The 25,570-nt window shown below is 64.1% G+C and carries 22 protein-coding genes; 4 read left to right on the top strand and 18 right to left on the bottom strand.

Features of this window, described 5'->3' with window-relative positions; translation table 11 throughout:
* The 14 genes from B0G38_RS10785 to B0G38_RS10720 all read right to left on the bottom strand — a co-directional run bounded on the left by B0G38_RS10785 (position 1) and on the right by B0G38_RS10720 (position 14,772).
* On the bottom strand, positions 1-378 hold the full coding sequence (locus B0G38_RS10785; protein WP_264669450.1) for an RNA polymerase-binding protein RbpA: 378 nt from the start codon (positions 376-378) through the stop codon (positions 1-3).
* A gap of 76 nt (positions 379-454) precedes the next feature.
* Positions 455-706, bottom strand: coding sequence for a preprotein translocase subunit SecG (gene secG, locus B0G38_RS10780; RefSeq protein WP_074702459.1), 252 nt, complete (start codon positions 704-706; stop codon positions 455-457).
* A gap of 14 nt (positions 707-720) precedes the next feature.
* The gene (gene tpiA / locus B0G38_RS10775; RefSeq protein WP_264669449.1) at positions 721-1,536 is read right to left on the bottom strand and encodes a triose-phosphate isomerase; all 816 of its coding nucleotides are present in this window, start codon (positions 1,534-1,536) and stop codon (positions 721-723) included.
* A gap of 92 nt (positions 1,537-1,628) precedes the next feature.
* Positions 1,629-2,867: a phosphoglycerate kinase gene (locus B0G38_RS10770; protein WP_264669448.1), complete on the bottom strand. Its 1,239-nt coding sequence runs from the start codon at positions 2,865-2,867 to the stop codon at positions 1,629-1,631.
* 24 nt (positions 2,868-2,891) lie between these two features.
* Entirely contained in the window at positions 2,892-3,902 is a 1,011-nt protein-coding gene (gene gap, locus B0G38_RS10765; RefSeq protein ID WP_264669447.1) for a type I glyceraldehyde-3-phosphate dehydrogenase, read from the bottom strand.
* Positions 3,903-4,107: 205 nt separating this feature from the next.
* Positions 4,108-4,737: a superoxide dismutase gene (locus B0G38_RS10760; protein ID WP_264669446.1), complete on the bottom strand. Its 630-nt coding sequence runs from the start codon at positions 4,735-4,737 to the stop codon at positions 4,108-4,110.
* Positions 4,738-4,878: 141 nt separating this feature from the next.
* Positions 4,879-5,859 (bottom strand): DNA-binding protein WhiA, encoded by a 981-nt coding sequence (gene whiA / locus B0G38_RS10755; RefSeq protein ID WP_074702464.1) that lies wholly within the window; start codon positions 5,857-5,859, stop codon positions 4,879-4,881.
* 22 nt (positions 5,860-5,881) lie between these two features.
* Positions 5,882-6,916 (bottom strand): gluconeogenesis factor YvcK family protein, encoded by a 1,035-nt coding sequence (locus tag B0G38_RS10750; protein ID WP_264669445.1) that lies wholly within the window; start codon positions 6,914-6,916, stop codon positions 5,882-5,884.
* Positions 6,916-7,815 (bottom strand): RNase adapter RapZ, encoded by a 900-nt coding sequence (gene rapZ / locus B0G38_RS10745; RefSeq protein ID WP_074702466.1) that lies wholly within the window; start codon positions 7,813-7,815, stop codon positions 6,916-6,918. The genes B0G38_RS10750 and rapZ overlap by 1 nt, the downstream gene beginning before the upstream one ends.
* A gap of 56 nt (positions 7,816-7,871) precedes the next feature.
* On the bottom strand, positions 7,872-9,914 hold the full coding sequence (gene uvrC / locus B0G38_RS10740; protein WP_264669444.1) for an excinuclease ABC subunit UvrC: 2,043 nt from the start codon (positions 9,912-9,914) through the stop codon (positions 7,872-7,874).
* Positions 9,914-10,582 carry a lysophospholipid acyltransferase family protein gene (locus B0G38_RS10735; RefSeq protein ID WP_264669443.1) on the bottom strand — a complete coding sequence of 223 codons (669 nt, stop codon included), beginning with the start codon at positions 10,580-10,582 and terminating at the stop codon, positions 9,914-9,916. The genes uvrC and B0G38_RS10735 overlap by 1 nt, the downstream gene beginning before the upstream one ends.
* A 4-nt stretch (positions 10,583-10,586) precedes the next feature.
* On the bottom strand, positions 10,587-11,291 hold the full coding sequence (locus tag B0G38_RS10730; protein WP_264669442.1) for an HAD hydrolase-like protein: 705 nt from the start codon (positions 11,289-11,291) through the stop codon (positions 10,587-10,589).
* A 72-nt stretch (positions 11,292-11,363) separates the two neighbouring features.
* Positions 11,364-14,267 carry an excinuclease ABC subunit UvrA gene (gene uvrA / locus B0G38_RS10725; RefSeq protein ID WP_264669502.1) on the bottom strand — a complete coding sequence of 968 codons (2,904 nt, stop codon included), beginning with the start codon at positions 14,265-14,267 and terminating at the stop codon, positions 11,364-11,366.
* Positions 14,268-14,400: 133 nt separating this feature from the next.
* Positions 14,401-14,772: a GntR family transcriptional regulator gene (locus tag B0G38_RS10720; RefSeq protein ID WP_264669441.1), complete on the bottom strand. Its 372-nt coding sequence runs from the start codon at positions 14,770-14,772 to the stop codon at positions 14,401-14,403.
* 140 nt (positions 14,773-14,912) lie between these two features.
* On the opposite strand from B0G38_RS10720, the gene B0G38_RS10715 reads away from it, so the two are divergent.
* Positions 14,913-15,551 (top strand): MBL fold metallo-hydrolase, encoded by a 639-nt coding sequence (locus B0G38_RS10715; protein WP_264669440.1) that lies wholly within the window; start codon positions 14,913-14,915, stop codon positions 15,549-15,551.
* Here B0G38_RS10715 and B0G38_RS10710 read toward each other — a convergent pair whose 3' ends face one another.
* Positions 15,552-16,325: a trans-aconitate 2-methyltransferase gene (locus B0G38_RS10710; RefSeq protein WP_264669439.1), complete on the bottom strand. Its 774-nt coding sequence runs from the start codon at positions 16,323-16,325 to the stop codon at positions 15,552-15,554.
* 68 nt (positions 16,326-16,393) lie between these two features.
* Between B0G38_RS10710 and B0G38_RS10705 the strand changes: the two genes are divergently transcribed.
* The 3 genes from B0G38_RS10705 to B0G38_RS10695 are packed head-to-tail and all read left to right on the top strand — an operon-like array spanning position 16,394 to position 20,768.
* Positions 16,394-18,934: a DEAD/DEAH box helicase gene (locus tag B0G38_RS10705; RefSeq protein WP_264669438.1), complete on the top strand. Its 2,541-nt coding sequence runs from the start codon at positions 16,394-16,396 to the stop codon at positions 18,932-18,934.
* A gap of 14 nt (positions 18,935-18,948) precedes the next feature.
* Entirely contained in the window at positions 18,949-19,443 is a 495-nt protein-coding gene (locus B0G38_RS10700; RefSeq protein ID WP_264669437.1) for a GNAT family N-acetyltransferase, read from the top strand.
* Positions 19,443-20,768 carry an alpha/beta hydrolase gene (locus tag B0G38_RS10695; protein WP_264669436.1) on the top strand — a complete coding sequence of 442 codons (1,326 nt, stop codon included), beginning with the start codon at positions 19,443-19,445 and terminating at the stop codon, positions 20,766-20,768. The genes B0G38_RS10700 and B0G38_RS10695 overlap by 1 nt, the downstream gene beginning before the upstream one ends.
* A 43-nt stretch (positions 20,769-20,811) precedes the next feature.
* On the opposite strand, the gene B0G38_RS10690 is transcribed toward B0G38_RS10695, so the two are convergent.
* From B0G38_RS10690 to uvrB, 3 genes are all read right to left on the bottom strand, one after another.
* Positions 20,812-22,191, bottom strand: coding sequence for an MFS transporter (locus tag B0G38_RS10690; protein WP_264669435.1), 1,380 nt, complete (start codon positions 22,189-22,191; stop codon positions 20,812-20,814).
* Positions 22,192-22,242: 51 nt separating this feature from the next.
* Positions 22,243-23,298: a TerC family protein gene (locus B0G38_RS10685; RefSeq protein WP_264669434.1), complete on the bottom strand. Its 1,056-nt coding sequence runs from the start codon at positions 23,296-23,298 to the stop codon at positions 22,243-22,245.
* Between the two features lie 167 nt (positions 23,299-23,465).
* Entirely contained in the window at positions 23,466-25,562 is a 2,097-nt protein-coding gene (gene uvrB / locus B0G38_RS10680) for an excinuclease ABC subunit UvrB (RefSeq protein ID WP_264669433.1), read from the bottom strand.
* Positions 25,563-25,570: the final 8 nt, after the last annotated feature.

Raw genomic sequence — 25,570 nt, 5'->3', positions numbered from 1 at the left:
CTAGCTCGGTGCGGTCCGGTGCCGCCGCAGTTCCGTCAATGCGCGATCCAAGGCCTCAGCCGCCTCCGCCGGTGTGCGGCGTTCCTTGACATAGTCGAGGTGGCTTTTAAAAGGTTCTTCGCCGCTGCGTTGAACCAAGAGTCCGCGTTCGCGCCCTGCTGTCTGCCCGCATTTGGGACAGTCCCAGGATTGGGGAATCTCCGCCTCGGTCAGGTCGGCAAAAACGGGGACGGTCTCGTGTCCCCGGGGACACCAGTAACGGACGGGTACTTTACGGACGAGATTGAGCGAGCGTCCGGAGTTGGCCTGCCATCCGGCGAGCCCTGCGCCTGTGACTGAGCCGACCCGGACTGCCCGCAGCCCATGCGAGGGGTGCATGACGTTCATCTCCGGTCGATTGGGTAGATCTGGAACCAGTCTACGACCGGCCGGAGACAAACGGGGGAAAAGTTCCTTATGCCTCGGCGCCGAAACGCATGATCAGCCCGAGGGCAACAATGACGGCGCCCCAAGTAAGGCCGAGAATAACGGTGAACCGGTTCAGGTTCTTCTCGGCGACACCAGAAGAACCCAGGGACGTGGTCATTCCGCCACCAAACATGTCGGACATGCCGCCGCCGCGGCCTTTATGCAGCAGAATCAGCAGGGTAAGCAACAGACTGGTGATGCCCAGCAGGATTTGCAACGTGATCTTAAGAGCGTCCACAGTCGCCTTTCGAGTTAGTCCGTCACCAAGTGGTGTTCGAACCTGACAATATTAGCAAATTCGGCGGCGTCCAAGCTGGCGCCGCCCACGAGCAGGCCGTCGACGTCCCGTTCCTTCAGGATCGAGGCGGCATTGGCAGCCTTGACCGAGCCACCGTACAGCAACCGAACACCGGCGGCCGTAGCGTCGTCGTACAACTTGGCGATTTCGGTGCGGATCGCGGCGCACATTTCCTGGGCGTCCTGCGGCCCGGCGACCTCGCCGGTTCCGATCGCCCATACAGGTTCGTAGGCAATGACAAGCCGGGCCACATCGTCCGCGGCAAGCCCGGACAGATCCGCGCGCACCTGCTCCAGGGTGTGGTCTACGTGGTTGCCGGCCTGACGCACCTCGAGGCCCTCACCGACGCAGAGCACCGGCACCAGCGAATGGCGGTAGGCGGCCTTCACCTTGGCGTTGAGCAGCTCATCGGATTCGCCATGGATGGTGCGCCGCTCGGAGTGGCCCACCAGCACGTAGCTGCAGCCCAGCTTGGCGAGGAACTGTCCGGAAATGTCACCGGTGTAGGCGCCGGAGTCGAACTGGGAAAGATCCTGGCCGCCATAAACGATCTTGAGATCATCGCCACGGACCAGGGTCTGGGTGCCGCGCAAATCGGTGAAGGGAGGAAAGACCGCCACTTCCGTCCGGCTGTAATCGTGCCGGGCGTCGCTGAGCGTCCACGCCAGTTTCTGCAGCAGGGTGATGCCTTGGACGTGGTCCATGTTCATCTTCCAGTTGCCGGCGATCAGCGGTGTGCGGTCAAACTTGCCGTTGGTCGAGGTGGTCACAAGGGTCTCCAGTCATTTCGATTCAGTGCAGCGTGGGGCCACGCAGGCGGTTCCCACGCTGCACAGGTGCAGGTCGTTGGTGCGGTGCGCGCCTAGCGGTCCAGTGCGGTGAGGCCGGGCAGCGCCTTGCCCTCGAGGTACTCCAGGCTGGCCCCGCCGCCGGTGGAGATATGGCCGAAAGCGTCGTCGTCGAAGCCCAGGCTCCGCACTGCCGACGCCGAGTCTCCGCCGCCGACAACGGTGAATCCGTCGCTGCCGGTCAGCGCCTTGGCCACGGTCCGGGTGCCGTGGGCGAAGGCGTCGAATTCGAAGACACCCATCGGCCCGTTCCAGAACACAGTGTTGGCTGAGTGGATTTGCTGGGCGAAGGCCTCGGCCGAATCGGGGCCGATGTCCAAGCCGATGCCGCTGGCGCCGAACCGCGATGCCTCCATCTCGTCGGCCCGGACCACTTCGTGTGCCGCGTCGGCGGCGAACTTCTCGGCCACGACGATATCCGTCGGCAAGATGAAGTTGCAGCCGGTCTCCTTGGCCTTGGCCAGGTAGCCGCGCACGGTGTCCAGCTGGTCTTCCTCCAGCAGGCTCGCGCCGACCTTGTACCCCTGCGCCGCGAGGAAGGTGAACACCATGCCGCCGCCGACCAGGATATTGTCTGCCCGGCGCAGGAGGTTCTCGATCACGGCCAGCTTGTCCGAAACTTTGGAACCGCCCAGGACGACGACGTAGGGCCGCTGCGGCGCGTCTGTCAGACGCGTGAGGACCTCGAGTTCGGTCCGGACCAGATCGCCCTGGAAGGCGGGCAGTTTGGCGGCGATGTCGAAGACGCTTGCATGCTTGCGGTGCACCGCGCCGAAGGCATCATCTACGTAGGCGCCGTTACCGCCGGTCAGGGCAGCGAGCTCTGCGGCAAACGCCTGCCGCTGCGCGTCGTCCTTGCTGGTTTCCCGCGCATCGAAACGGAGGTTCTGCAACACCAGCACCTCTCCGTCCTGCAGGTCCGCTGCCAGCGACTTCGCGCTGTCGCCCACAGTATCTTCGGCAAACTTGACGGTGAACGGGGCAAGCTCTTTCAATCGTACGACGGCGGGGCGCAGCGAGTACCGCTCCTCCGGCTCACCCTTGGGACGGCCCAGATGGGCCATCACGATGACACGTGCCCCTGCTTCGGCCAGCTTCTGCAGGACGGGCAGCGATGCGCGGATCCGTCCATCATCGGCGACAGCAAGGGAATCCCCTTCGCCTTCCAGCGGAACGTTCAGATCCGAGCGGACCAGGACGCGGCGTCCACGGACGCCTTCGGCGAGCAATTCATCAAGAGCGCGTGCAGTCATACCTACCCTTAGCGGTTAGCAAAGTCAGCTGAGTTTGGAAGCGACCAGTTCGGTCAAATCCACCAGGCGGTTGGAGTAGCCCCATTCGTTGTCGTACCAAGCGACTACTTTGACCTGATTACCAATAACCTTAGTCAGTCCGGAGTCGAAGATCGAAGATGCCGGGTCTGTGACGATATCGGACGACACCAGCGGATCCTCCGAATAGGTCAGGATACCGGCCAGCCGTTCCTGGCCCGCGGCCGCCTTGTAAGCCGCATTAACCTCCTCGGCGGTGACTTCCCTGGACACGGTGGCGGTCAGGTCCGTCGCCGAGCCGGTAGGTACCGGAACGCGGATTGCGTAGCCGTCCAGTTTGCCCTTGAGCTCGGGCAGGACCAGTCCGATGGCCTTCGCGGCTCCGGTGGACGTGGGAACAACGTTAATCGCCGCGGCGCGGGCACGGCGGAGGTCGCGGTGCGGGCCATCTTGGAGATTCTGATCCGCCGTGTAGGCGTGGATGGTGGTCATCAGGCCACGCTCAATGCCGAACGCTTCATGCAGGACCATCGCGAGCGGACCAAGGCAATTGGTGGTACAGGATGCGTTGGAGATGATGTGGTGCGATCCGGCGTCGTAATCCTTCTCGTTGACGCCCAGCACCACGGTGAAATCGGCGCCGGAGGCCGGGGCGGAAACGATGACCTTCTTGGCGCCGGCATCGATGTGCTTCTTGGCGTCCTCGGCTTTGGTGAAGAAGCCGGTGGACTCGATCACGATGTCCACGCCGAGGTCTTTCCACGGCAGCTGGGCGGGGTCCTTTTCCCCCAGCACCTTGACTATTTGTCCGGCCACGACCAGATCACTGTTTTTGAGTTCAATGCTTTCGGACAGGCGTCCCATGACACTGTCGTACTTGAGCAAATGGGCCAGGGTCTTGGCGTCCGTCAGATCATTGACTGCCGCGATTTCCAAATCGGCGCCCTGAGCGAGCGCTGCCCGGAAAAAATTGCGGCCGATACGTCCGAAACCATTGATTCCAACACGAGTTGTCACAGTTCTAGCTCCTTAATAGGCGGTAGCCGGATTTGTGCGCCGGCCCTTCCTCGGGACCCTTTGCTGGTCCTTGACGTGCCGCTGGCCTCCCTTTCCTCTCAGGGTACGGAAAAGTCCGGAAGGCAGCCGTCCCGATGCCTAACACCGTGACGGGCCTCCCGGACTTCATCTTACGCAGTTCGGACCGCGTGAGAAGCGTTCCCCGCTACTTTCCGAGGGTCACCAGGGACGAAGCTCCCTTGCGGGCGGCTTCCAGGCGTTGTGCCACGTCCGCCCAGTTCACGATGTTCCAGAAAGCCTTGACGTAGTCGGCCTTGACGTTGACGTAGTCCAGGTAGAACGCGTGCTCCCACATGTCCAGCATCAGCAGCGGAATGGTGCCGACCGGGACGTTGCCCTGCTGATCGTAGAGCTGCTCGATGATGATGTTGCCGCCCAGCGGCTCGTAGGCCAGCACGGCCCAGCCGGATCCCTGCAGGCTCAGCGCCGCAGCGTTGAAGTGGCCGCGGAACGCGTCGAAGGAACCGAAAGCGTCGTCCAGCGCTGCGGCCAGCTCGCCCTCGGGCTTGTCGCCGCCTTCCGGCGACAGGTTGTTCCAGAAGATGGAGTGGTTGGTGTGGCCGCCCAGGTGGAAGGCGAGGTCCTTGGAGAGCTTCGGGATGTTGCCGAACTCGCCCTTGTCACGGGCCTCGGCCAGCTGCTCCAGTGCGGTGTTGGCGCCGGCAACGTAGGTGGCATGGTGCTTGCTGTGGTGCAGCTCCATGATGCGGGCGGAGATATGCGGCTCCAGCGCTGCGTAGTCGTAGTTGAGTTCGGGCAGTACGTACTTGCTCACGAATATCCTCCGTTTAGTTCGGCGGCCGGCATGCGGCCGTGATCGGATTGATCATCCGGGCAGCGGACCCGCCCGGAAAATTATCTTGTTCCCAAAGCCTCCCGGGCCAACGCCCGGACAATCCCATCCTAAGCACACGTCCTACTCATCGAACATCTCCGGAGTCACATTCGCATCCGTCCCCGGAATGCCCATGTCCGAAGCGCGCTTGTCTGCCATCGCCAGCAGGCGCCGGATGCGCCCGGCGATGGCGTCCTTGGTCATGGGCGGATCTGCCAGGCGGCCAAGCTCATCCAGGCTGGCCTGCTTGTGGGCCACGCGCAGCTCGCCGGCATACCTGAGATGCTCGGGAACATCGTCACCAAGAATCTCGAGCGCACGGTCCACCCGTGCCCCAGCGGCGACAGCGGCCTGGGCCGAACGGCGAAGGTTGGCATCATCAAAATTTGCCAACCGGTTGGCCGTAGCCCGCACCTCTTTGCGCATCCGCCGTTCTTCCCAGACCATGAGTGCATCGTGGGCTCCCATGCGGGTCAGCAGGGCGGCAATGGTGTCCCCGTCCCGGATAACCACCCGGTCCACACCCCGCACCTCCCGCGCCTTGGCGGTGATATCGATGCGGCGGGCGGCGCCGACCAAGGCCAAGGCGGCCTCGGGACCAGGGCAGGTCACTTCGAGGGAGGATGAACGGCCCGGTTCGGTGAGTGATCCGTGTGCCAGGAACGCTCCGCGCCAAACCGCCTCGGCATCGGCTGCGGAGCCATTGACCACTACCGAAGGCAGTCCGCGGACCGGACGTCCGCGGGCATCGAGCAGCCCAGTTTGGCGGGCCAGCGATTCCCCATCCCGTACGACACGGACCACGTAGCGGTTGCCGCGGCGCAACCCGCCGCCGGAGACGACAATGATTTCGCTGCCGTGGCCGTAAACCTCGGCAATGGCAGCGCGCAAACGCCGAGCCGTGGAGGCAAGATCAACTTCGGCCTCAATCACTATCCGGCCGGAGATGATGTGAAGCCCGCCCGCAAAGCGAAGCATTGTCGAGACTTCGGCCTTCCGCACCTGGGACTTCTTGATGTCAAGGCGTGAAAGTTCATCCTTGACTGCTGCAGTCAGCGCCATGCACCCTGTCCTAACTTATGTCTTACTGTCCCGCGAAAATGTCATGGTAGGCCGTTGCGAGCCTTAACGGGTCATGTACGGCATGACCGCCGGGAGTTCCCACTCTACCCAAGACCACGCGCGCTCCGAGCCCGGCGGCTGCCGCCTCGAACCTTGCGCGGTCCCCAATGGTGTCCGGATCTGCGAGCACAACGTCGAACTTCAGCCCCGGCGCGTACCGCTGCACCACGGACAGATGGTCCACTGCGGTCATCCCGGACGTTTCCTTGGTATCCATGGCAAGATTCATGGTCAGAACCCGCCGTGCGCTGGTCCGGCACAAGGCATCCCGCAGCTGCGGGAGCATCAAATGCGGCAGCACCGAGGTGTACCAGGAGCCCGGACCGAGGATCACCCAATCAGCAGCTTCAATGGCCTGGAGGGCTTCGGTGCAGGCCGGCGCATCGTCCGGTATCAGCCGCACATCGTTGACATGCGTATTCCGGCCGGCTTCCGCAAGCCGGGACTGGCCTGAAATCGTTACGTTGCGCAGGCGCCCGCCGGGTTCCTCCGTCAGCACGTCGCCTTCGATGGTCAGCGGAACAGTCGCCATCGGCAGCACTTGGCCGCGTGCCCCCAGCAGTGCTCCGGCCCACTGCAGGCCGGCAACCGGATCCCCCAGCAGTTCCCACAGGGTGACGATCAGCAGGTTGCCGACCGCGTGGTTGTCCAGGCTGCCTTCAACGTTGTCCAGGGATTTGAAGCGGTGCTGCATCACGTCCCGCCATGTCTGCCCCCATTCGGTGTCGTCACACAACGAGGCAAGCGCCATCCGCAGGTCGCCGGGCGGGAGGACACCCAGCTCGCGTCTAAGACGGCCGGAGGACCCGCCGTCGTCCGCCACGGTCACCACTGCCGTCAGTTCCGTGGTCAGCAGCCGCAGGGCAGCCAGCGACGCCGACAGTCCGTGCCCGCCGCCCAGTGCCACTACGGCCGGCGGATTTTGTCCGCGGACGCTTCCCGGCCGGTCCGTCTGCGGCAGCGGTACGCGCGGAAGTGGTCCCGTCATAAGGGCCACTATTCGCGCCCCAAATCCCGATGCTGCACCGCAACTTTTACGCGCGGCAGTTGGGCGAGCCGCTTTGCCAGCTCTACGGCCACGGCGACGGAGCGGTGTTTGCCTCCGGTGCAGCCGACGGCGATCGTCGCGTAGTGCTTGTTCTCGCGGCGGTAGCCTTCGAGCACCGGTTCGAGCGCATCAACATAACGCTTGATGAATTCCTCCGCCCCGGATTCCTGCAGCACGAATTCGCTGACCTGCCGTTCCAACCCCGTGTGCGGGCGGAGCTCGGGAATCCAGTGCGGATTGGGGATGAAGCGCGCGTCCGCCACAAAGTTCGCGTCCACCGGAAGGCCGTACTTGAAGCCAAAGCTCATCACGTTCAGCCGCAGTACGATCGGGCCGGAGTCGGAGAAGAGTTCGGTGATGTTGGTGGCCAGGGCGTGGACGTTCATGTCGGTCGTGTCCAGGACCAGGTCGGAGGCGTCCTTGAGCCGGGCCAGGAGCTCGCGTTCTGCGGTGATGCCGTCCGAAATCCGGCCGTCACCCTGCAGCGGATGCGGGCGCCGGCCTTGTTCGAAACGGCGGACCAGCACGTTGTCCGCGGCATCCAGGAAGATAACCCGGTAATTGATGCCGCTGGATTTCAGCCCGTTGAGCGATTCCCGGATGTCGCGGAACAGGTTTTGGCTGCGGACATCAACAACGACGGCGAGCCGCGGCATCGATTCGGGCATGCGGGAGACAAGCTCGGCCAGCGTGCCGAGCATTTGCGGCGGGAGGTTGTCCACGACATACCAGCCGTGGTCTTCGAGCGCGTGCGCGGCGGTGGTACGGCCTGCGCCCGACATACCCGTGACCACCAGCAGCTCGGATTCCACCGGTTTGATCGGCGTGAAATCCTCTTCGTCTGACATTGAGCCGTCCTGTTCTTAGGTTTGTCCCGCGGCCTTGCACGGGTTTCCTAGCCTAGCTAAGATTCGATGATTTCGCCGGTCGCCATATTGACCGCCGGTGCCTCAGAGGCAGTTTCCGCCGCCGGATCGAGCTGCCGTTTGATGGACGCGGCCAGGGCGGGACCCACGCCCGGTACCGACTGGAGTTCCTCGGTGCTTGCGGCCTTGAGCCTCTTGGCCGAGCCGAAGTGCTTGAGCAACGCCTTGCGCTTGGCCGGCCCCAGCCCCTGGATCCCGTCCAGTACCGACACGGTCATCGACTTTCCGCGCTTCTGGCGGTGGTAGTTAATCGCGAAGCGGTGTGCTTCGTCCCGGATCCGCTGGAGCAGATACAGGCCGAGCGATGCACGGGGCAGGATGACCGGGAAGTCGTCGTCCGGAAGCCAGACTTCTTCCAGCCTTTTGGCCAGTCCGACCACGAAGACATCGGTGATCCCCAGATCGGCCAGGGCGCGGGAGGCGGCCGACACCTGCGGCGGCCCGCCGTCGACCACAACGAGGTTCGGCGGATAGGCGAACTTGGTGCGCGGCGCCGGCGTCGTCGTATCCGTCAATACACGGTCCCCGGCGGGCACGCCGTTGGTGTCGATGACGTCGGCCGCCAGGGGCGCTTTCGTGCCGCCCGCCGCCAAAGCTGCCTCGGGTTCGGGGACCGCCGTCTTGTCTGCCAGATAGTTCCGGAACCGGCGGCTAATCACGTCATACATCGCGGAGGTGTCGTCCCGCGCGGCATCGCCGGTAATGGAAAACCGCCGGTAGTCAGACTTCTTGGGCAGGCCGTCCTCAACGACCACCATGGAAGCCACGACGTTGGTTCCCTGGACATGCGAAATGTCATAGCACTCGATGCGCAGCAGGGCCACAGGCAGGTCGAGCGCCTCCTGCAGCTCCTGCAGCGCGGCGGAGCGGGTGGTCAGATCTCCGGCGCGGCGGCTCTTGTGCAGCGCCAGCGCCTGGGTTGCGTTCTCCTGCACTGTGCCGAGCAACGCGGCCTTGTCGCCGCGCTGGGGCACCCGCAGTTCGACCTTGCTGCCGCGCAAACCGCGCAGCCATTCCTCCAGCTCGGGCCTGTTTTCCGGCTCGACGGGCAGCAGCACCTGCTTGGGGATCCTGTCGGGCCCTTCGCCGTCGCCGTAGACCTGCTGCAGCAGGTGCTCGGTCAGGTCCGCCGGGGAGGCATCCTCGACCTTTTCGACGACCCAGCCGCGCTGGCCCCGGATCCGCCCGCCGCGGACGTGGAAAACCTGGACCGCCGCCTCAAGCTCGTCTTCGGCCAGGGCGAATATATCCGCGTCCGTGTCCTCGCTGAGCACCACCGCATTACGTTCGAAGACGCGCCTAAGGGCAGCGATGTCGTCCCGGTACCGTGCCGCCGCTTCGTAGTCGAGCTCGGCAACGGCGGCGTTCATCTTCTGTTCCAGCGCACGGATGAAACGGTCGGCTTCGCCACCCATGAAAGCGCAGAACTCGGCGGCGAGGGCCTTGTGGTCTTCAGGGGAAATCCGTCCGACACACGGTGCGGAGCACTTATCGATGTAGCCGAGCAGGCACGGCCGGCCTGTCCGCTGGGCACGGTTGAAGACACCAACACTGCAGGTGCGGACCGGGAAGACGCGCAGCAGGGTGTCGACCGTTTCCCTGATCGCCTTAGCCGGGTAGAAGGGGCCGAAGTACTTTGTGCCCTTCCGCCGGTCGCCGCGCATGACCTGCACGCGCGGGAACTTCTCCGACATGGTGACAGCCAGGTAGGGGTAGGACTTATCGTCCCGGAACATGATGTTGAACCGGGGCGTGAACTCTTTGATCCAGGTGTACTCGAGCTGGATGGCCTCCAGTTCACTGCCCACCACGGTCCATTCCACCGACGCAGCGGTATGCACCATTGCCCGGGTGCGCGGCATGAGTCCGTCAGGATTTGCGAAATAGCTGTTGAGCCGGGACCGGAGGTTCTTGGCCTTACCCACATAGATGACGCGCTTGTTGTCGTCCCGGAACCTGTACACTCCGGGCTGGGTAGGGATCTCCCCCGGCTTCGGCCGGTAAGACGAGGGCAGCGCCATTACTGTGCCTGTTTGGATTGGTTGTAGGTGCCGGCCCGTTCCTGCCCGCTCAGTTCGGCAATGGCGTCCATGATCTTGTCCGTGGCGGCACGGCGGGCAGGCAGGGAGTGCCCCGGGCCCGTCCTGTCGAAATACAGTGGCGCGCCGACCTTCAGGGTGAAATGCTGCGGTTTGATCATCTTCTTGTCCGCTGGCTGGAGCCTGTCGGTTCCGATCAGTCCCACCGGCACCACGGGAGCGCCGGTGGTCAGCGCAAGCCAGCCAACGCCTGTTCTTCCACGGTACAACAGACCGTCGCGGGAACGCGTGCCTTCGGGATAGATACCGAACGCCTCTTTCCGCTCAAGAATTTCCACCGCTGCCTGCAGCGCCGCCACGCTGGCAGCCTGTTCCCCGCGTTCCACCGGAACGGAACCCACGCTGTTGAAGAACCATCGCATCGCGGCGCCCTTCGGTCCCTTCGCGGTGAAGTACTCGGCCTTGGCAAAGAACGCCACCTTGCGCGGCATCAGGGCTTGGACGATGATGCTGTCGAAAAACGACTGGTGGTTCGGGGCGACGATAACCGGGCCCTCCGGCGGGAAGTTTTCCAGCCCCTCAATCGTGGGCCGGCAGGTTCCGGAGATCACGGAACGGAATGCAGCACGGGTGCCTTCAAAAAATTCCATTCCCTTACCTCTCCTTTCCTTGTGTGGCGGCCGCTAGCTGCAGTGCCAGTTCCTCCGCTAGTTCCTGGGTATTGACGACGACGGCGGCGGCACCGGCGGCTTCCAGCTCACCGTCGGCCGCAAATCCCCAGCCGACACCGATCGCCGGAATCCCGTGGTGGACGGCGGCGGTGATGTCGTAGTGCCGGTCCCCCACCATCACGACGCTGCCGTAGGCCCCGGCGTACCGCCGCAAAGCCTCCTCCAGAATGGGGATTTTGCCTGCGTCGGCTGCGGCACTGCTGCCCGGATCGTCAAAGCCAGCGCCGTGGACACTCTCGAAATAGGTGGTCAATCCCTGTACACGCAGTAGTTCGTCGGCGATCGGAGTGGGCTTCTGCGTAGCCACGGCCAGGATTGTGCCTTCGGTCTTCAACTGCTGCAGCAGCCCTTCCACTCCGGGATAAACATGGCTGGCTGCCATTCCGGAGACGCGGTACTCGGTCCGGTAGAGCCGAATGACTTCAGCCAGGTCGCTCTCCGGAACAGCGGCCTTCTCCCGCAGCGACTGCCCCAGCGGCGGACCGACCATGGAGTCGAGGACATCCTGCTGCGGGACCGGCAGGCCGGCTAGCTGCAGGGCTCGGCTGATACCCCCGGTGATGGCCCCCGCGGGATCCACCAGAGTCCCATCAAGGTCAAAGAGAACCAGCGCCGGCAAAGAAGTCACCTAGGCATTTTTCCATACCTTGAACGTTATGCGTTACACGCATTCCGCCCGAGGTATATACCGCAGTGCCAATCAGGCCGTTTCGAGTACCTCCGCGAGGTACCGTCCGGTGTGGCTGACCTCCGCCTTCGCCACCTGTTCAGGCGTGCCGGTTGCAATAATCCGGCCACCGCCGGAACCTCCGTCCGGTCCAAGATCCACTACCCAGTCGGCACTCTTGATGACGTCCAGGTTGTGTTCGATGGTGATGACGGTGTTGCCCTTGTCCACCAATGACTGGAGCACCAGCAACAGCTTGCGGATGTCCTCGAAGTGCAGCCCGGTGGTGGGTTCGTCCAGCACGTAGATGCTTCGGCCGTTGCTACGCTTCTGCAGTTCGCTGGCGAGTTTGACCCGCTGGGCTTCGCCGCCGGAGAGGGTAGTAGCGGGCTGGCCGAGCCGGACATACCCCAAGCCGACGTCCACCAAGGTATTCAGGTGGCGGGCAATCGGGGTGAAAGCCGCGAAGAATTCGGCACCTTCCTCGATCGGCATGTCCAGCACATCCGCAATGGTCTTGCCCTTGTAATGGACTTCAAGCGTTTCGCGGTTGTAGCGGGCCCCGTGGCAGACTTCGCACGGCACATAGACGTCCGGCAGGAAGTTCATCTCGATCTTCAGTGTGCCGTCACCACTGCATGCTTCACAGCGTCCGCCCTTGACGTTGAACGAGAACCGTCCCGGCTGGTAGCCGCGCACCTTGGCTTCGTTGGTTTCGGCAAAGAGTTTGCGGATATTGTCAAAGACACCGGTGTAGGTAGCCGCATTGGACCGCGGCGTGCGACCGATCGGGCTCTGGTCGACGTGGATGACCTTGTCCAAGTGCTCAAGTCCCTCGACCCGTGTATGCCGGCCCGCGACCTGCTTGGCCCGGTTGAGCTTGTTGGCCAGTACCTTGTACAGGATGTCGTTGACGAGGGTGGACTTTCCGGAACCACTCACGCCGGTGACGGCGGTGAAGACGCCAAGCGGGAAGACTGCGTCGATGCCCTGCAGGTTGTTTTCCCGCGCAGCGACCACCTTGAGCTGCCGCTTCTTGTCGATCTTGCGGCGTTTGGCGGGAACGTCGATACGGCGCCTACCGGCGAGGTAATCACCGGTAATGGACTGCTCATTGTCCAGCAGTTCCTTGAGCGAACCGGAATGGACTATCTGGCCTCCGTGTTCGCCCGCACCTGGACCGACGTCCACAATCCAGTCGGCTTCGCTGATGGTGTCTTCGTCGTGCTCGACCACGATCAACGTGTTGCCCAGGTCGCGCAGGCGGGTCAGCGTTTCGATCAGCCGGCGGTTGTCCCGCTGGTGCAGTCCGATGGACGGCTCGTCCAGGACGTAGAGCACGCCGACCAGGCCGGAACCGATCTGTGTTGCCAGCCGGATGCGCTGGGCTTCACCGCCCGAGAGGGTTCCGGCAGCACGTTCGAGGTTCAGGTAGGAGAGGCCTACGTCCAGCAGGAAGCGGAGCCTCGCCTGGATCTCGATGAGAACCTGCTGGGCGATTTGCGCCTCGCGCGACGTCAGCTCCAGCGAATTCAGGAAGTCGCGGCATTCCTGCAGCGGCATCGCGGATACTTCGGCAATGGACCTGCCATTGATGAGCACCGACAGGGATGCAGGGTTCAGCCGCGCGCCCTTGCACTCGGGGCAGGGGATCTCCCGCATGTACTGCTCGTAGCGGTCCCGCGCATTGTCGGACTCGGTTTCCAGATGTTTGCGGTGGATGTACTGCACCGCGCCTTCGAAGCCGGTGCTGTACTTGCGTTCGCGGCCAAAGCGGTTGCGGTACTGGACCACCACCTTGTGGTCCTTGCCGTAGAGCACGGCCTTGCGCGCATCCTTGGACAGCTCATTGAACGGAACGTCCATGGAGAATCCGAGTTCGTGGGACAGGCCTTCAAGCAGCCGGTTCCAGTACTGCTGTGTTGCGGTGCCCAGGGCCCAAGGTGCGATCGCGCCGTCGCCGAGGCTGAGCTCCGGGTCCGGAACAACCAGGTCTTCGTCCACTTCGAGCTTGCTGCCGATGCCGGTACAGACCGGGCAGGCACCGAACGGATTGTTGAACGAGAAGGACCGCGGCTCGACTTCATCAATGGCCAATGGGTGCTCATTGGGGCAGGCAAGGTGCTCCGAAAAGGCCCGGGTGCGTCCCGGATCGCTTTCATCCAGGTCCACAAAATCCGCCAGCACACGGCCCTCGGCCAGGCCCAGCCCGGTCTCAATCGAGTCAGTCAACCGCTGCTGGATGCCGTCCTTGACCACCAGCCGGTCGACGACCACTTCGATGGTGTGCTTGAACTGCTTGCCGAGCTTGGGCGGCTCCGACAGCTGGACCAGTTTGCCGTCCACCTTGGCGCGGGAATAGCCCTTGGCGGAAAGTTCTTTGAACAGGTCTACGAACTCGCCCTTGCGCCCGCGGACTACCGGGGCCAGGATCTGGAACCGGGTGCCGCTCTCAAGCTCCAGCAGCTGATCCACAATCTGCTGCGGAGTCTGACGTGTCACCGGCTCGCCGCAAACCGGGCAGTGCGGCCGGCCGACGCGGGCCCAGAGCAGGCGCATGTAGTCGTAGATCTCGGTAATCGTTCCCACCGTTGAACGGGGGTTTTTGCTTGTCGATTTCTGGTCGATGGAAACTGCCGGGGACAGGCCTTCAATGAAGTCGACATCCGGCTTGTCCACCTGGCCCAGGAACATGCGCGCATAGGCGGACAACGACTCGACGTAGCGGCGCTGCCCCTCGGCGAAGATCGTGTCGAAGGCCAGGGAGGACTTGCCGGAACCGGAGAGCCCGGTGAATACGATCATGGAATCCCGGGGCAGGTCCAGGTCGACATTGCGCAGGTTGTGCTCCCGCGCGCCCTTCACGACCAGCCGGGATAGGTCCGTCCGGGCATACTCGTGGGATCCGGGTCCAGTTGATTCACTCGCTTTTAGCACGGTTTCCACTCTAATCGAAAGTCCGTTCGAAAATGTATTGCGTTGGGCACATCGGTGCGCACACGGACGATACTTGTCCGCGTTCCGTCAATGGTGACGGGGGTTCTTCCTCTGGCCTGGCCGGTCCTAAAGATCAGCGTTCCAAGGCCGCCTTGACCGCGGCTAGTGCTGTCTTCACCGTGGCGCCCTGTGCCCGGGCCGTCTCGGCGAAGCTGGTGGCGGCCTCGGCCAGCAGTCGCGAGGACTCGTTCCCGCCGGCGCTGATCACGGTGCCTGCCCGGCCTCCGGTGGTCACCCGGCCGGCCGTCTCCAGTTCCCGGTAGGCGCGGGCCACGGTGTTAGGCACAATGCCCAGATGGTCGGCCAGCCGCCGCACCGGCGGCAGCTTGGTTCCGATGACCAGCTCTCCGCCGTCGGACGCCTCGATGATGCGCAGGCGCAGCTGCTCGAACAGCGGCACCGAGCTCTGCTTATCCAGCCGCCAGTCGAATTGGTCAGCTTCCATGTACCGGTGCCTGCCCTTCTGCAATTGTCCGTTCCCGGACCAATCGAATTTACGCCAATTTCCTGAGGTCCGACAAGGACTTTCACTCTGGGCGCAGACCCGGCCCGGGCAGCATCCGGCCTGTGATTAGACTGGGGCGCATGTGGGAACTTGATGACATCACCATTCGGTCCGCGTCCGTCAGCGAGATGGACAACAACGTCTACCTGATCACGGCCAAGGACACCGGCACGCAGGTGCTCATCGACGCCGCCGACGATCTGCCCGCCATCGAAAAGCTGCTGGCCGAAGGGGCGCAGGACAGTCCGGCGCCCGCCAAAGTGGCAATGATAATCACCACGCACAGCCATTGGGACCATGTGCGCGCCCTCGCCGAGACAGTGAAACTCACCGGCGCCCGCACCGCGGCCGGAACCGAAGACATCGCGCAGATCGAGGTTCCCACCGCCGTCGCACTCGATCACGGGGACATCGCCGAATTCGACGGGTTCTCGCTGGAGACCATCAAACTGCGCGGCCACACCCCGGGCTCGGTGGCTCTCCTGTACCGCAACGCGCACGGACCCTCGCACCTGTTTACCGGGGACTCGCTGTTCCCGGGAGGCGTTGGCAATACCCAGCAGGACCCGCAGCGCTTCGCCTCGCTGATTGACGACGTCGAACGCCGCATTTTCGACTACCTGCCGGACGACACGGTGGTCCACCCGGGCCATGGCAAGGGCACTACGCTCGGCGCCGAACGGCCGCACCTGGCCGAATGGCGCGAGCGGGGCTGGTAGTCAGCGCTTGCGCGCAACGCAGAAGATCCGCCTGAAGGGGAAGACCGTTCCATGCGGGCCGGCCGGATAGGCATGGCGCAGCGCCTCGGCATATTCCGTCTCGAACTCGGAGGCCTCCTGAGGTTCCAGGGCGGCCAGCACCGGGCGTAAGCCCGTCCCCCGGACCCACCCCAGCACCGGATCGGGCCCCTGCAAGACATGGAGGTACGTCGTCTCCCAAGCATCGGCGTCGAATCCCGCCTCCAGCAGCAGCGCGAGGTAATCCGCGGGCTCGCTGACGGCATCTTCGTGTCGGAGTACGCCATCGAGCCGGGCCCGCCACCTGCTCGAGGCGGCCTGCCGGCGCATCAGCGTATGCGACGGAGCCGAGAAGTTGCCGGGAACCTGAAACGCCAGCCACCCGCCGGAGCTCAGCGCTGCCGCCCACACACGGAGCAGGTCCTCGTGCCCCGGGAGCCACTGGAGGGCGGCGTTCGAGACGAGCACGTCCAAGTCCTCCGGCGGGGTCCAGGCCGCGATGTCGCCGACTTCAAAATCCAGGTTCTGCGGTTGTGAAGCGGCACTGGCTGCGGCGATCATGGCGGCGGACGAATCCAGCCCCGTGACCCGCGCCCCGGGCCAACGGTCTGCAAGCGCCGCGGTCAGGCTGCCCGGACCGCAACCCAGGTCCACCACCCGGCGCGGCTCGTCCGCTGCGATCCTGCCGGTCAGGTCAAAGAAGGGGCGGCTGCGGTAATCGGCGAACTCGGCGTACTTGGACGGATCCCATTTCATGTCCCCACCCTACGGTTGCCGCTGCGTCCGTCCCCCGGCGGCGCACCGACCGATAGGCTGGAGGGGACATGAACCTACTTGAACAGCTCCCCGCAGCCGCCACCGCCAGCCCGGACGAAATCTACACCGCCTTCATCGACTGGGTGGAGGGCCGTGGCATGGCGCTGTATCCGGCCCAGGACGAGGCCGTGATGGAGCTGGTCACGGGCAACAACGTCATTCTGGCTACGCCGACCGGCTCGGGTAAGTCCATGGTGGCCATCGCCTCACATTTCCATGCGATGGCCCACGGGCGGCGAAGTTACTACACCGCCCCGATCAAGGCCCTCGTCTCGGAAAAGTTCTTCGCCTTGTGCGACATCTTCGGTCCGGACAACGTCGGCATGGTGACCGGCGATTCGTCGGTGAACCAGGACGCTCCCATCATCTGCTGCACTGCGGAAATCCTCGCCAACATCGCCCTGCGCGAGGGCTCGGAGGCCCAGCTGGGAACCGTAGTTATGGACGAATTCCACTACTACTCGGACCCGCAGCGCGGCTGGGCCTGGCAGGTCCCGCTGCTGGAGCTGCCGCAGGCGCAGTTCCTGCTGATGTCCGCCACCCTCGGCGACGTCACCCGGTTCGAGAAGGAGCTGACCCAGCGTACCGAGCGGCAAACCACCACGGTCAGCTCGGCCGAGCGTCCCATTCCGCTGCATTACTACTACGTCCAGACACCGGTTCAGGAGTCGCTGGAGGAGCTCCTGAGCACCCGCCAGGTGCCGGTGTACGTGGTGCACTTCAGCCAGCTGGAGGCGATCGAACGGGCCCAGAACCTGATGAGCATCAACGTCTGCACGCGCGAGGAGAAGGACCGGATCGGCGAACTGATCGCCGGCTTCCGGTTCGCCCCGGGCTTCGGCAAGACCTTGAACCGGCTGGTCCGCCACGGCATCGGCGTCCATCACGCCGGCATGCTGCCCAAGTACCGGCGGCTTGTCGAGCAGCTGGCCCAGGCCGGCCTGCTGAAGGTCATCTGTGGCACGGACACTCTCGGCGTGGGCATCAATGTCCCCATCCGTACCGTCCTGATGACGGCGTTGAGCAAGTACGACGGCGTCCGCACCCGGCTGCTCAACGCGCGGGAATTCCATCAGATCGCCGGCCGGGCAGGACGGGCCGGGTATGACACGGCCGGCACCGTCGTCGTCCAGGCGCCGGAGCACGTGGTGGAAAACACCAAGGCGATGGCCAAGGCGGTAGCGAAGTTCGGTGATGACCAGAAGAAGCTGCGCCAGGTGGTCAAGAAGAAGCCGCCGGCAGGCTTTGTCAGCTGGGGCGAGCCCACTTACCAGAAACTGGTGGACGGCCAACCAGAGCCACTGACGTCCAGCTTCACGGTCAGCCACTCGATGCTGCTGAACCTGCTGGAGCGGCCCGGGGATCCCTTTGCCGCCGCGAAGCGGCTGCTGACCGAGAACCACGAAACCCGTGCCTCGCAGCTCAAGCTGATCAAGCGCGCCTTGGGCATCTACCGCGAACTCGTCGCCTCCGGCCTGGTAGAGCGCCTGCCCGAGCCGGACGAAGACGGCCGCCTGGTGCGGCTGAAGATCCACCTGCAGGCGAACTTCGCCCTGAACCAGCCGCTGTCCCCGTTCGCGGTAGCCAGTCTGGAACTGCTGGATCCGGAGAGCGGCAGCTATGCACTCGACGTCGTTTCCGCCATCGAAGCGATCCTGGAGCAGCCCCGGCAGGTGCTCTCCGCCCAGGAAAAGAAGGCCCGAGGCGAAGCTGTTGCCGCCATGAAGGCGGACGGCATCGAGTACGACCAGCGCATGGCCATGCTGGAGGAGGTCACTTATCCGCAGCCGCTGGCCGAGCTGCTGTTCCAGTCCTTCGACGTGTACCGCAAGAGTGCCCCCTGGCTGGGCGACTTCGAACTCGCGCCGAAGTCGATTATCCGGGACATGTATGAAAGGGCGATGAACTTCAGCGAGTATGTGCAGTTCTACTCGCTGGCGCGCTCCGAAGGCATCCTGCTGCGCTACCTCACCGACGGGTACAAGGCCCTGCGCCAGACGGTGCCGACCGAGGCACTGCGGGAAGACCTGGAGGACATCATCGCCTGGCTCGGCGAACTGGTACGCCAGGTGGACTCGAGCCTGCTGGACGAATGGGAAGAGCTGACTTCCGGCGCCGGAGCCGCGGATCTGGCAGCGGAACACGCCGCAGAATCCGTGCTGACCAAGGCGCCGCCGAAGCTCACGGACAACGTGCGCGCGTTCCGCGTCATGGTCCGGAACGAACTCTTCCGCCGGGTGGAGCTCTTCGAAGCGGAAAACGAAGCGGCACTTGGCGAACTGGACGCGGACAGCGGCTGGGATGCGGACCGGTGGGCGGACGCCATGGACGCCTATTTCGACGCACACGATGACCTCGGCATCGGGCCGGACGCCCGTGGTCCCAAGTACCTGATCATTGACGAAGGCCCCGCGGAGTGGAAGGTCCGGCAGATCTTCGACGACCCGGCCAGGGACCATGACTGGGGCATTAACGCCGTCGTTAATCTTGCCGAAGCCAACGAACTGGGCACGGCCGCCGTGCGGATTACCGCTGTGGGCCCGCTCTGAATAAGATGCCAGTTATGACCAGTATCCGGCGTGCCCGCGAATCCGATGTTCCCGTCATCCTTGAGCTCATCCGCGAGCTCGCCGTCTACGAAAAGGAACCGGACGCGGTCAAAACTACCGAGGAGCAGCTGAAGCAGGCACTCTTCGGCGGCAACCCGTCCGTGTTCGCCCATATCGCCGAGGACGACGGCGGCGTGCAGGGTTTTGCGCTGTGGTTCCGCAATTTCTCCACCTGGGAGGGCGTCCACGGCATCTATCTGGAGGACCTGTACGTGCGCCCGGAGTCACGCGGCGCGGGGCACGGAAAGGCACTGCTGCGCACCTTGGCACAGCACGCCGTCGAGAACGGTTATGCCCGGGTGGAATGGGCGGTGCTGAACTGGAACGAACCGTCCATCAACTTCTACCGCAGCCTGGGCGCGCTGCCGCAGGAGGAGTGGTCCACCTTCCGCCTGACCGGCACCGCGCTGCGTGAATTCGGCTCCACCGTTCCTGCCCGGACGGCATAATGCACGACGGCGCAGCCCACCGAATTGCCGCCTCGCACGTCATGCACGGGGCCAGGACGGTGGAACACTGGTTCACCGTTCCGCTGGTCCACGGGGACGTGGACGGTGGCAGCATCGAGGTCTTCGCCCGGGAATACACGTCCCTGGAGCACAGCCCCGAGGCAGTGAAGTCCCTGCCCTGGCTGCTGTTCCTGCAGGGCGGTCCGGGCGGCCGCGGCAACCGGGTGACGTCCCTGGGCGGCTGGATGAAGGAAGCCGCGCGGCACTTCCGCATCCTGATGCTGGACCAGCGCGGAACCGGGCTGTCCACTCCCCTCTCCCGCCAGAGCCTTCCGCTGCAGGGCGGCGCGGTGGCACAGGCGGACTACTTGACCCACTTTCGGGCAGACTCCATCGTGGCGGACGCCGAACTGATCCGGCAGGAGCTGGCCGCCGCGCCTTGGAGCATCTTCGGCCAGAGCTATGGCGGCTTCTGCGCCCTGAGTTACCTGTCGTTTGCACCGGTGGGACTCCGCGAGGTCCTCATCACCGGCGGACTGGCACCGCTGACCGGCCACCCGGACCGGGTGTACCAGGCCACCTTCAAGCGGGTCGAGGCACGTAACGCCGAATATTTCGCCCGCTACCCGGAGGACCGCCAGCAGGTGACCCGGATAGCGCGGCATCTGGAACAGGTGCCGGAATACCTGCCTACCGGCGAGCAACTGAGCGTGCGCCGCTTCCAGATGCTCGGTTCCTTCCTGGGCGGCAATACCCGGGTGGACGCTCTGCACTACCTGCTGGAGGATGCATTCACGGCCACGCCGGAGGGCCCGCGGCTGTCCGATACCTTCCTCGAACAGGTCAGCCACCAAGTCAGCCGGGCTGCCAATCCCCTTTACGCGTTGCTGCACGAAGCGATCTACGCCCAGCAGGAAGCTACCGACTGGTCCGCCTGGCGGATCCTTGAGCAGTATCCGCAGTTCAGCCCGAAAGCGGAGCACCCTTTGCTCACCGGCGAAATGGTCTACCCGTGGTACTTCGAGGAGGACCCGGCGCTGGTGCCGCTGCAGGAGGTGGCCGGGCTGCTGGCCGCCAAGGACGACTGGCCCGCGCTTTATGATCTCGAACGGCTGGCCGCCAACACCGTGCCGGCCGCAGCTGCGGTGTATGCCGAGGACATCTACGTGGACCGCGACCTGTCGCTGGAAACTGCCGACCGGGTCAAGGGACTGCAGGTCTGGGAGACCGCCGATTTCCATCATGACGGCATTTCTGACGACGGCGAGGGCATCTTCCGCCGCCTGCTCGCCATGTGCCGCAGCCAGGATGGCGCCGTCGAGTAGTTGACGCTACGAACTCCGCTGCCGGAAACAACAGCGGCGCGTCCTACGTCTTTCGCTGGCTCCCGCGGTTCCGGGCGGCCTCCACCACAGCGAAGACCAGGACGACGCCGGCCGCCAGCGCCGCTGCCAGGTTCAGTCCGGCGAAGCCAAAGAACGCCAGTGCTACGCCGGAGAGTGCCGCACCCAACGCACCCGCGGCACCCATGCAGGTATCGGAGACTCCCTGCACCAGCACCCGGTCCTCGTCGGAGACTGATTCGGTCAGCAAGGTGGAGCCGGCGATGGTGGCAGCCGACCAGCCCACGCCAAGGACGGCCAGTCCGACTCCCACCCACAGCTGGTCCCCGTGCCCGATCCCGGCCAGCCCGACGGCGGCCAGCAGCACCAGTTGGGCGGCCATGATCATCCGAGGTCTGCCCAGCCTGTCGGTGAGCAGACCGATCACCGGCGACAGCGCGTACATGCCGGCGATGTGCAGGGAGATGGTGAATCCGATGAACGCGAGTGTATCGGCCTCGCTGTGGTGCAGGCCGGACGCATGATCGAGCGCCTGCAGATGGACGGGAGTCATGGACATCACGGCGACCATGACCAAGTGCGCCCCGACGACCGTGACCAGACCCAGCTGAGCCATCGGTGACCGGCCGACCGCCGCCAGGCCGGCGCCCAGCGAACCGCCGCGAAGCCTTCGGGGCAAGGCGGAGTCCGCTGCAGCCGCCGTCGCCGGTGCGGGACTATGTGCGGCGGGAGATGCGGGGGACGGTACAGGGCCGGCGGCCACGCTCCGGGCCACCAGCAGCGGATCCGGACGCAGCCCGACGAACAGCAGAACCGCTCCGATCGCCAGCCCTGCCATGGAAAACAGGAACGGGCCGGACGTCTCCGGCAGGGACAGCGCTAGGGCCAGTTCGGCTCCGGGCTTGATCAGGTTTGGTCCTGCCACCGCTCCGATGGTGATGGACCAGACGACGAAGGACAGGTCGCGCCCACGGTGCTCCGGGCGGGCCAGATCGACGGCTGCGAACCGGGCCTGCAGATTGACTGCAGCGCCGACGCCGAGCAAGGCGGATCCAGCCAGCACCAGCAGGTAGGAACGCAGAATCGGCGCCAGCACCATGAGTGCGGCGCCCAGCATAGCCAGCAGCAGGCCGGAGATCAGCGCCTGCCGCCGGCCTCTCCGAGCCGCCAGGCCGGCCAGCGGCAGCGCGACCAGGGCACCGGCCAGGGACAGGGCCATGGTGGACGTACCGGCAAGCTCTTCATTGCCGGAAAGCTCCACGGCAAGAAGGGAGCCGATCGCGAGTGCGGCACCATTGCCCACGCCGCTGAACAACTGGGCGAGGGCGAGGGTTAAAACGGTGCGGCGCTGGATGCGTCCAAGCCGTGCTTGGACATCCAGCGCCGCGTTCACAGGAGAACTCACACTGCGAGCATAACGCCGCAGGGCGCCGTGCGCTTCCTGTCGTTCAACTAGCTACTGTTCGTTGAGCTTGTCTTCCTCGCGGTCGTCGCGACGGCTGGCCTCCAGGTCCGCAGCGAGTTCGGCGTCGAGCTTTGCGGCCTTGGCCGCAGGGCTCAGCAGGCTCGCCACGGTGGCGATGACAATCGTTCCAACGATGACCGCCAAGGAGACGAAGGTCGGAATCTCCGGTGCCCATTCGATGGGCTGGCCGCCGTTGAGGAACGGCAGTTCATTCACATGCATGGCGTGGAAGATCAGCTTGACGCCAATGAACACGAGGATGAAGGCCAGGCCGTGCTTGAGGTAAACCAGGCGCGTCATGAGGCCGCCCAGCAGGAAGTACAGCTGGCGAAGGCCCATCAGCGCAAAGATGTTGGCGGTGAAAACAATGAACGCGCTCTGGGTCAGACCGAAGATTGCCGGGATGGAGTCGACGGCGAAGAGCAGGTCGGTCAGGCCGATGGTCACGAACACGACCAGCATCGGGGTGAAGACCTTTTTCCCGTTCACCACGGTGCGGAGCTTGTTGCCGTCGTACTTGTCGCTCATCGGCACCACGGTGCGCAGCTTGGCGATCAGCGGGTTCTCCGCGCCCTCTTCTTCGTCTTCGCCGTCGTCCTTGGCCTGCTTGTAGCCGGTCCAGAGCAGGAAGGCACCGAAGATGTAGAAGATCCAGCTGAAGTTCTCCACCAACTCTGCGCCCAGCAGAATGAAGATTCCGCGCAGGACCAGTGCGATGATGATGCCCACCATCAGCACTTCCTGCTGGTACTTACGCGGCACGGAGAAGCGCGCCATGATGATGATGAAGACGAACAGGTTGTCGATACTGAGGCTGTATTCCGTCACCCAACCGGCCAGGAACTGCCCGCCGAATTCAGGCCCGGTAAACGCGAACATCATGGCGCCGAAGATCAGGGCAAGCGTCACGTAGAACGCAACCCAAAGCCCGGCTTCCTTCATGGAGGGCTCATGCGGGCGTTTTACCACATAGAGAAGGTCGAACAACAGGACAAGTCCGAGCACCACAAAGGTGCCGACTTCAAACCAAACGGGTAATTCGAGCACGAAAAAGGCCTTTCGAGGGTACGAGTGGTTGCCGCAAGTCTCTCCGCCGGCAACCAGAGGCCGGCCGCTGTGCCCGGCCCGGCTACTTCGCCGGGCGTGTTGACGTTCACAGCACTTGGGATACTCCCCTACGCCTCAACGAGTGTACCCGATCGGCCGCTCCGGGGTCAGGCGTGACCGGCTGCACGCATCTGCCGGAGGTCCTTCTTGAGATCTGCTATTTCGTCCCGCAACCGCCCGGCCAACTCGAACTGCAGTTCCGCCGCTGCCGCATGCATTTGCGCGGTCATCTCTTCGATCAGGGAGGCAAGGTCCTCGGCGGGCACCGCGGCAAGACCGTCCTTACGGATCTTTTCCTTCGGCTTCGCGGCCGAGTATCCGCGCTTGCCCTTGCCGTAATCAAACTCACCTAGCAGCTCCGCGGTGTCGGCGTCCTCGCGGGCCAGCTGGTCGGTAATGTCCGCGATCCGTTTGCGCAGCGGCTGCGGGTCCACCCCGTGTTTCTTGTTGTAGGCCTGCTGGATTTCGCGGCGCCGGTTGGTCTCCTCGATGGCGTGCGCCATGGAATCGGTGATCCGGTCCGCATACATGTGGACCTCGCCCGACACGTTACGGGCCGCGCGGCCGATGGTCTGGATCAGCGACGTGCTGCTGCGCAGGAATCCCTCCTTGTCTGCATCGAGGATGCTGACCAGGGAGACTTCGGGCAGGTCCAGGCCTTCACGCAGCAGGTTGATCCCGACCAGGACGTCGAAGGTACCCATCCGCAGTTCGCGCAGGAGTTCCACCCGGCGCAGGGTATCGACGTCCGAGTGCAGGTACTGGACTTTGACGCCGTGCTCCATGAGGTATGCGGTCAGGTCCTCGGCCATCCGTTTGGTCAGCGTGGTGACCAGGACGCGCTCGTTTTTCTCCACCCGGGTGTTGATCTCGCCCAGCAGGTCGTCGATCTGGCCCTTGGTCGGCTTCACCACGACTTCCGGGTCGATCAGGCCGGTCGGGCGGATGATCTGCTGGACGTACCCGTCGGCCTTGCCCAGCTCGTATTTGCCCGGCGTCGCCGAGAGGTACACGGTCTGGCCGATCCGCTCGAGGAATTCATCCCATTTCAGCGGCCGGTTGTCCATTGCCGAGGGCAACCGGAATCCGTGGTCCACCAGCGTGCGCTTGCGTGACATATCGCCTTCGTACATGGCGCCGATCTGCGGGACGGTCACGTGGGACTCGTCGATCACCAGCATGAAGTCGTCGGGGAAGTAGTCCAGCAGGCAGTGCGGCGCGGTTCCGGCACCACGGCCGTCGATGTGCCGGGAGTAGTTTTCAATGCCGTTGCAGAAGCCCATCTGCTGCATCATTTCGAGGTCGTACGTCGTGCGCATCCGCAGCCGCTGGGCCTCCACCAGTTTGTTCTGGGATTCCAGGACCTGCAGCCGGCCGGCCAGCTCATCCTCGATCTCCTTAATCGCCCGGCTCATCCGCTCCGGCCCCGCCACGTAGTGCGAGGCCGGAAAAACATACATCTCGGTTTCCTCGCGGATAATCTCGCCGGTCAGGGGATGCAAAGTGTAGATCTTCTCGATTTCGTCCCCGAAAAACTCGATGCGTAGGGCCTGTTCCTCATACATCGGAATGATCTCCACCGTATCCCCGCGCACCCGGAAGGTGCCCCGGTGGAAGTCCATGTCATTACGCGCGTACTGCATGGATACGAATCTGCGCAGCAGCTCATCACGGTTCATCTCCTCGCCCTGACGGAGAGTGACCATGCCAGCCACGTATTCCTCGGGCGTGCCCAGACCGTAGATGCAGGAGACCGTAGCAACGACGACGACGTCACGGCGGGTCAGCAAAGCGTTCGTCGCCGAATGCCGGAGCCGTTCGACTTCCTCGTTGACGGAGGAGTCTTTTTCGATGAACGTGTCCGTCTGTGGCACGTAAGCTTCCGGCTGGTAGTAGTCGTAGTAGGAGACGAAGTACTCCACTGCATTGTTCGGCAACAGTTCCCGGAACTCGTTCGCCAACTGGGCTGCCAGTGTCTTGTTCTGGACCATAACCAGCGTGGGCCGCTGCACCTGTTCGATCAGCCACGCTGTCGTGGCGCTTTTGCCGGTGCCCGTTGCACCCAGCAGGACGATGTCCTTCTCCCCTGCCTGGATCCGGCCGGTGAGTTCCTTAATGGCGCCCGGCTGGTCACCTGCTGGTTTGTAATCACTGATTACTTCGAATGGAGCTACAACTCGGTTAATGTCCTGCGCAAGACTCATGGCATTAA

It is taken from the genome of Crystallibacter permensis (assembly GCF_025960875.1).
Lineage (GTDB): Bacteria > Actinomycetota > Actinomycetes > Actinomycetales > Micrococcaceae > Crystallibacter > Crystallibacter permensis.
The sequence above is the reverse complement of the archived record's forward strand: the minus strand, read 5'-3'. Positions and strand labels throughout refer to the sequence as shown.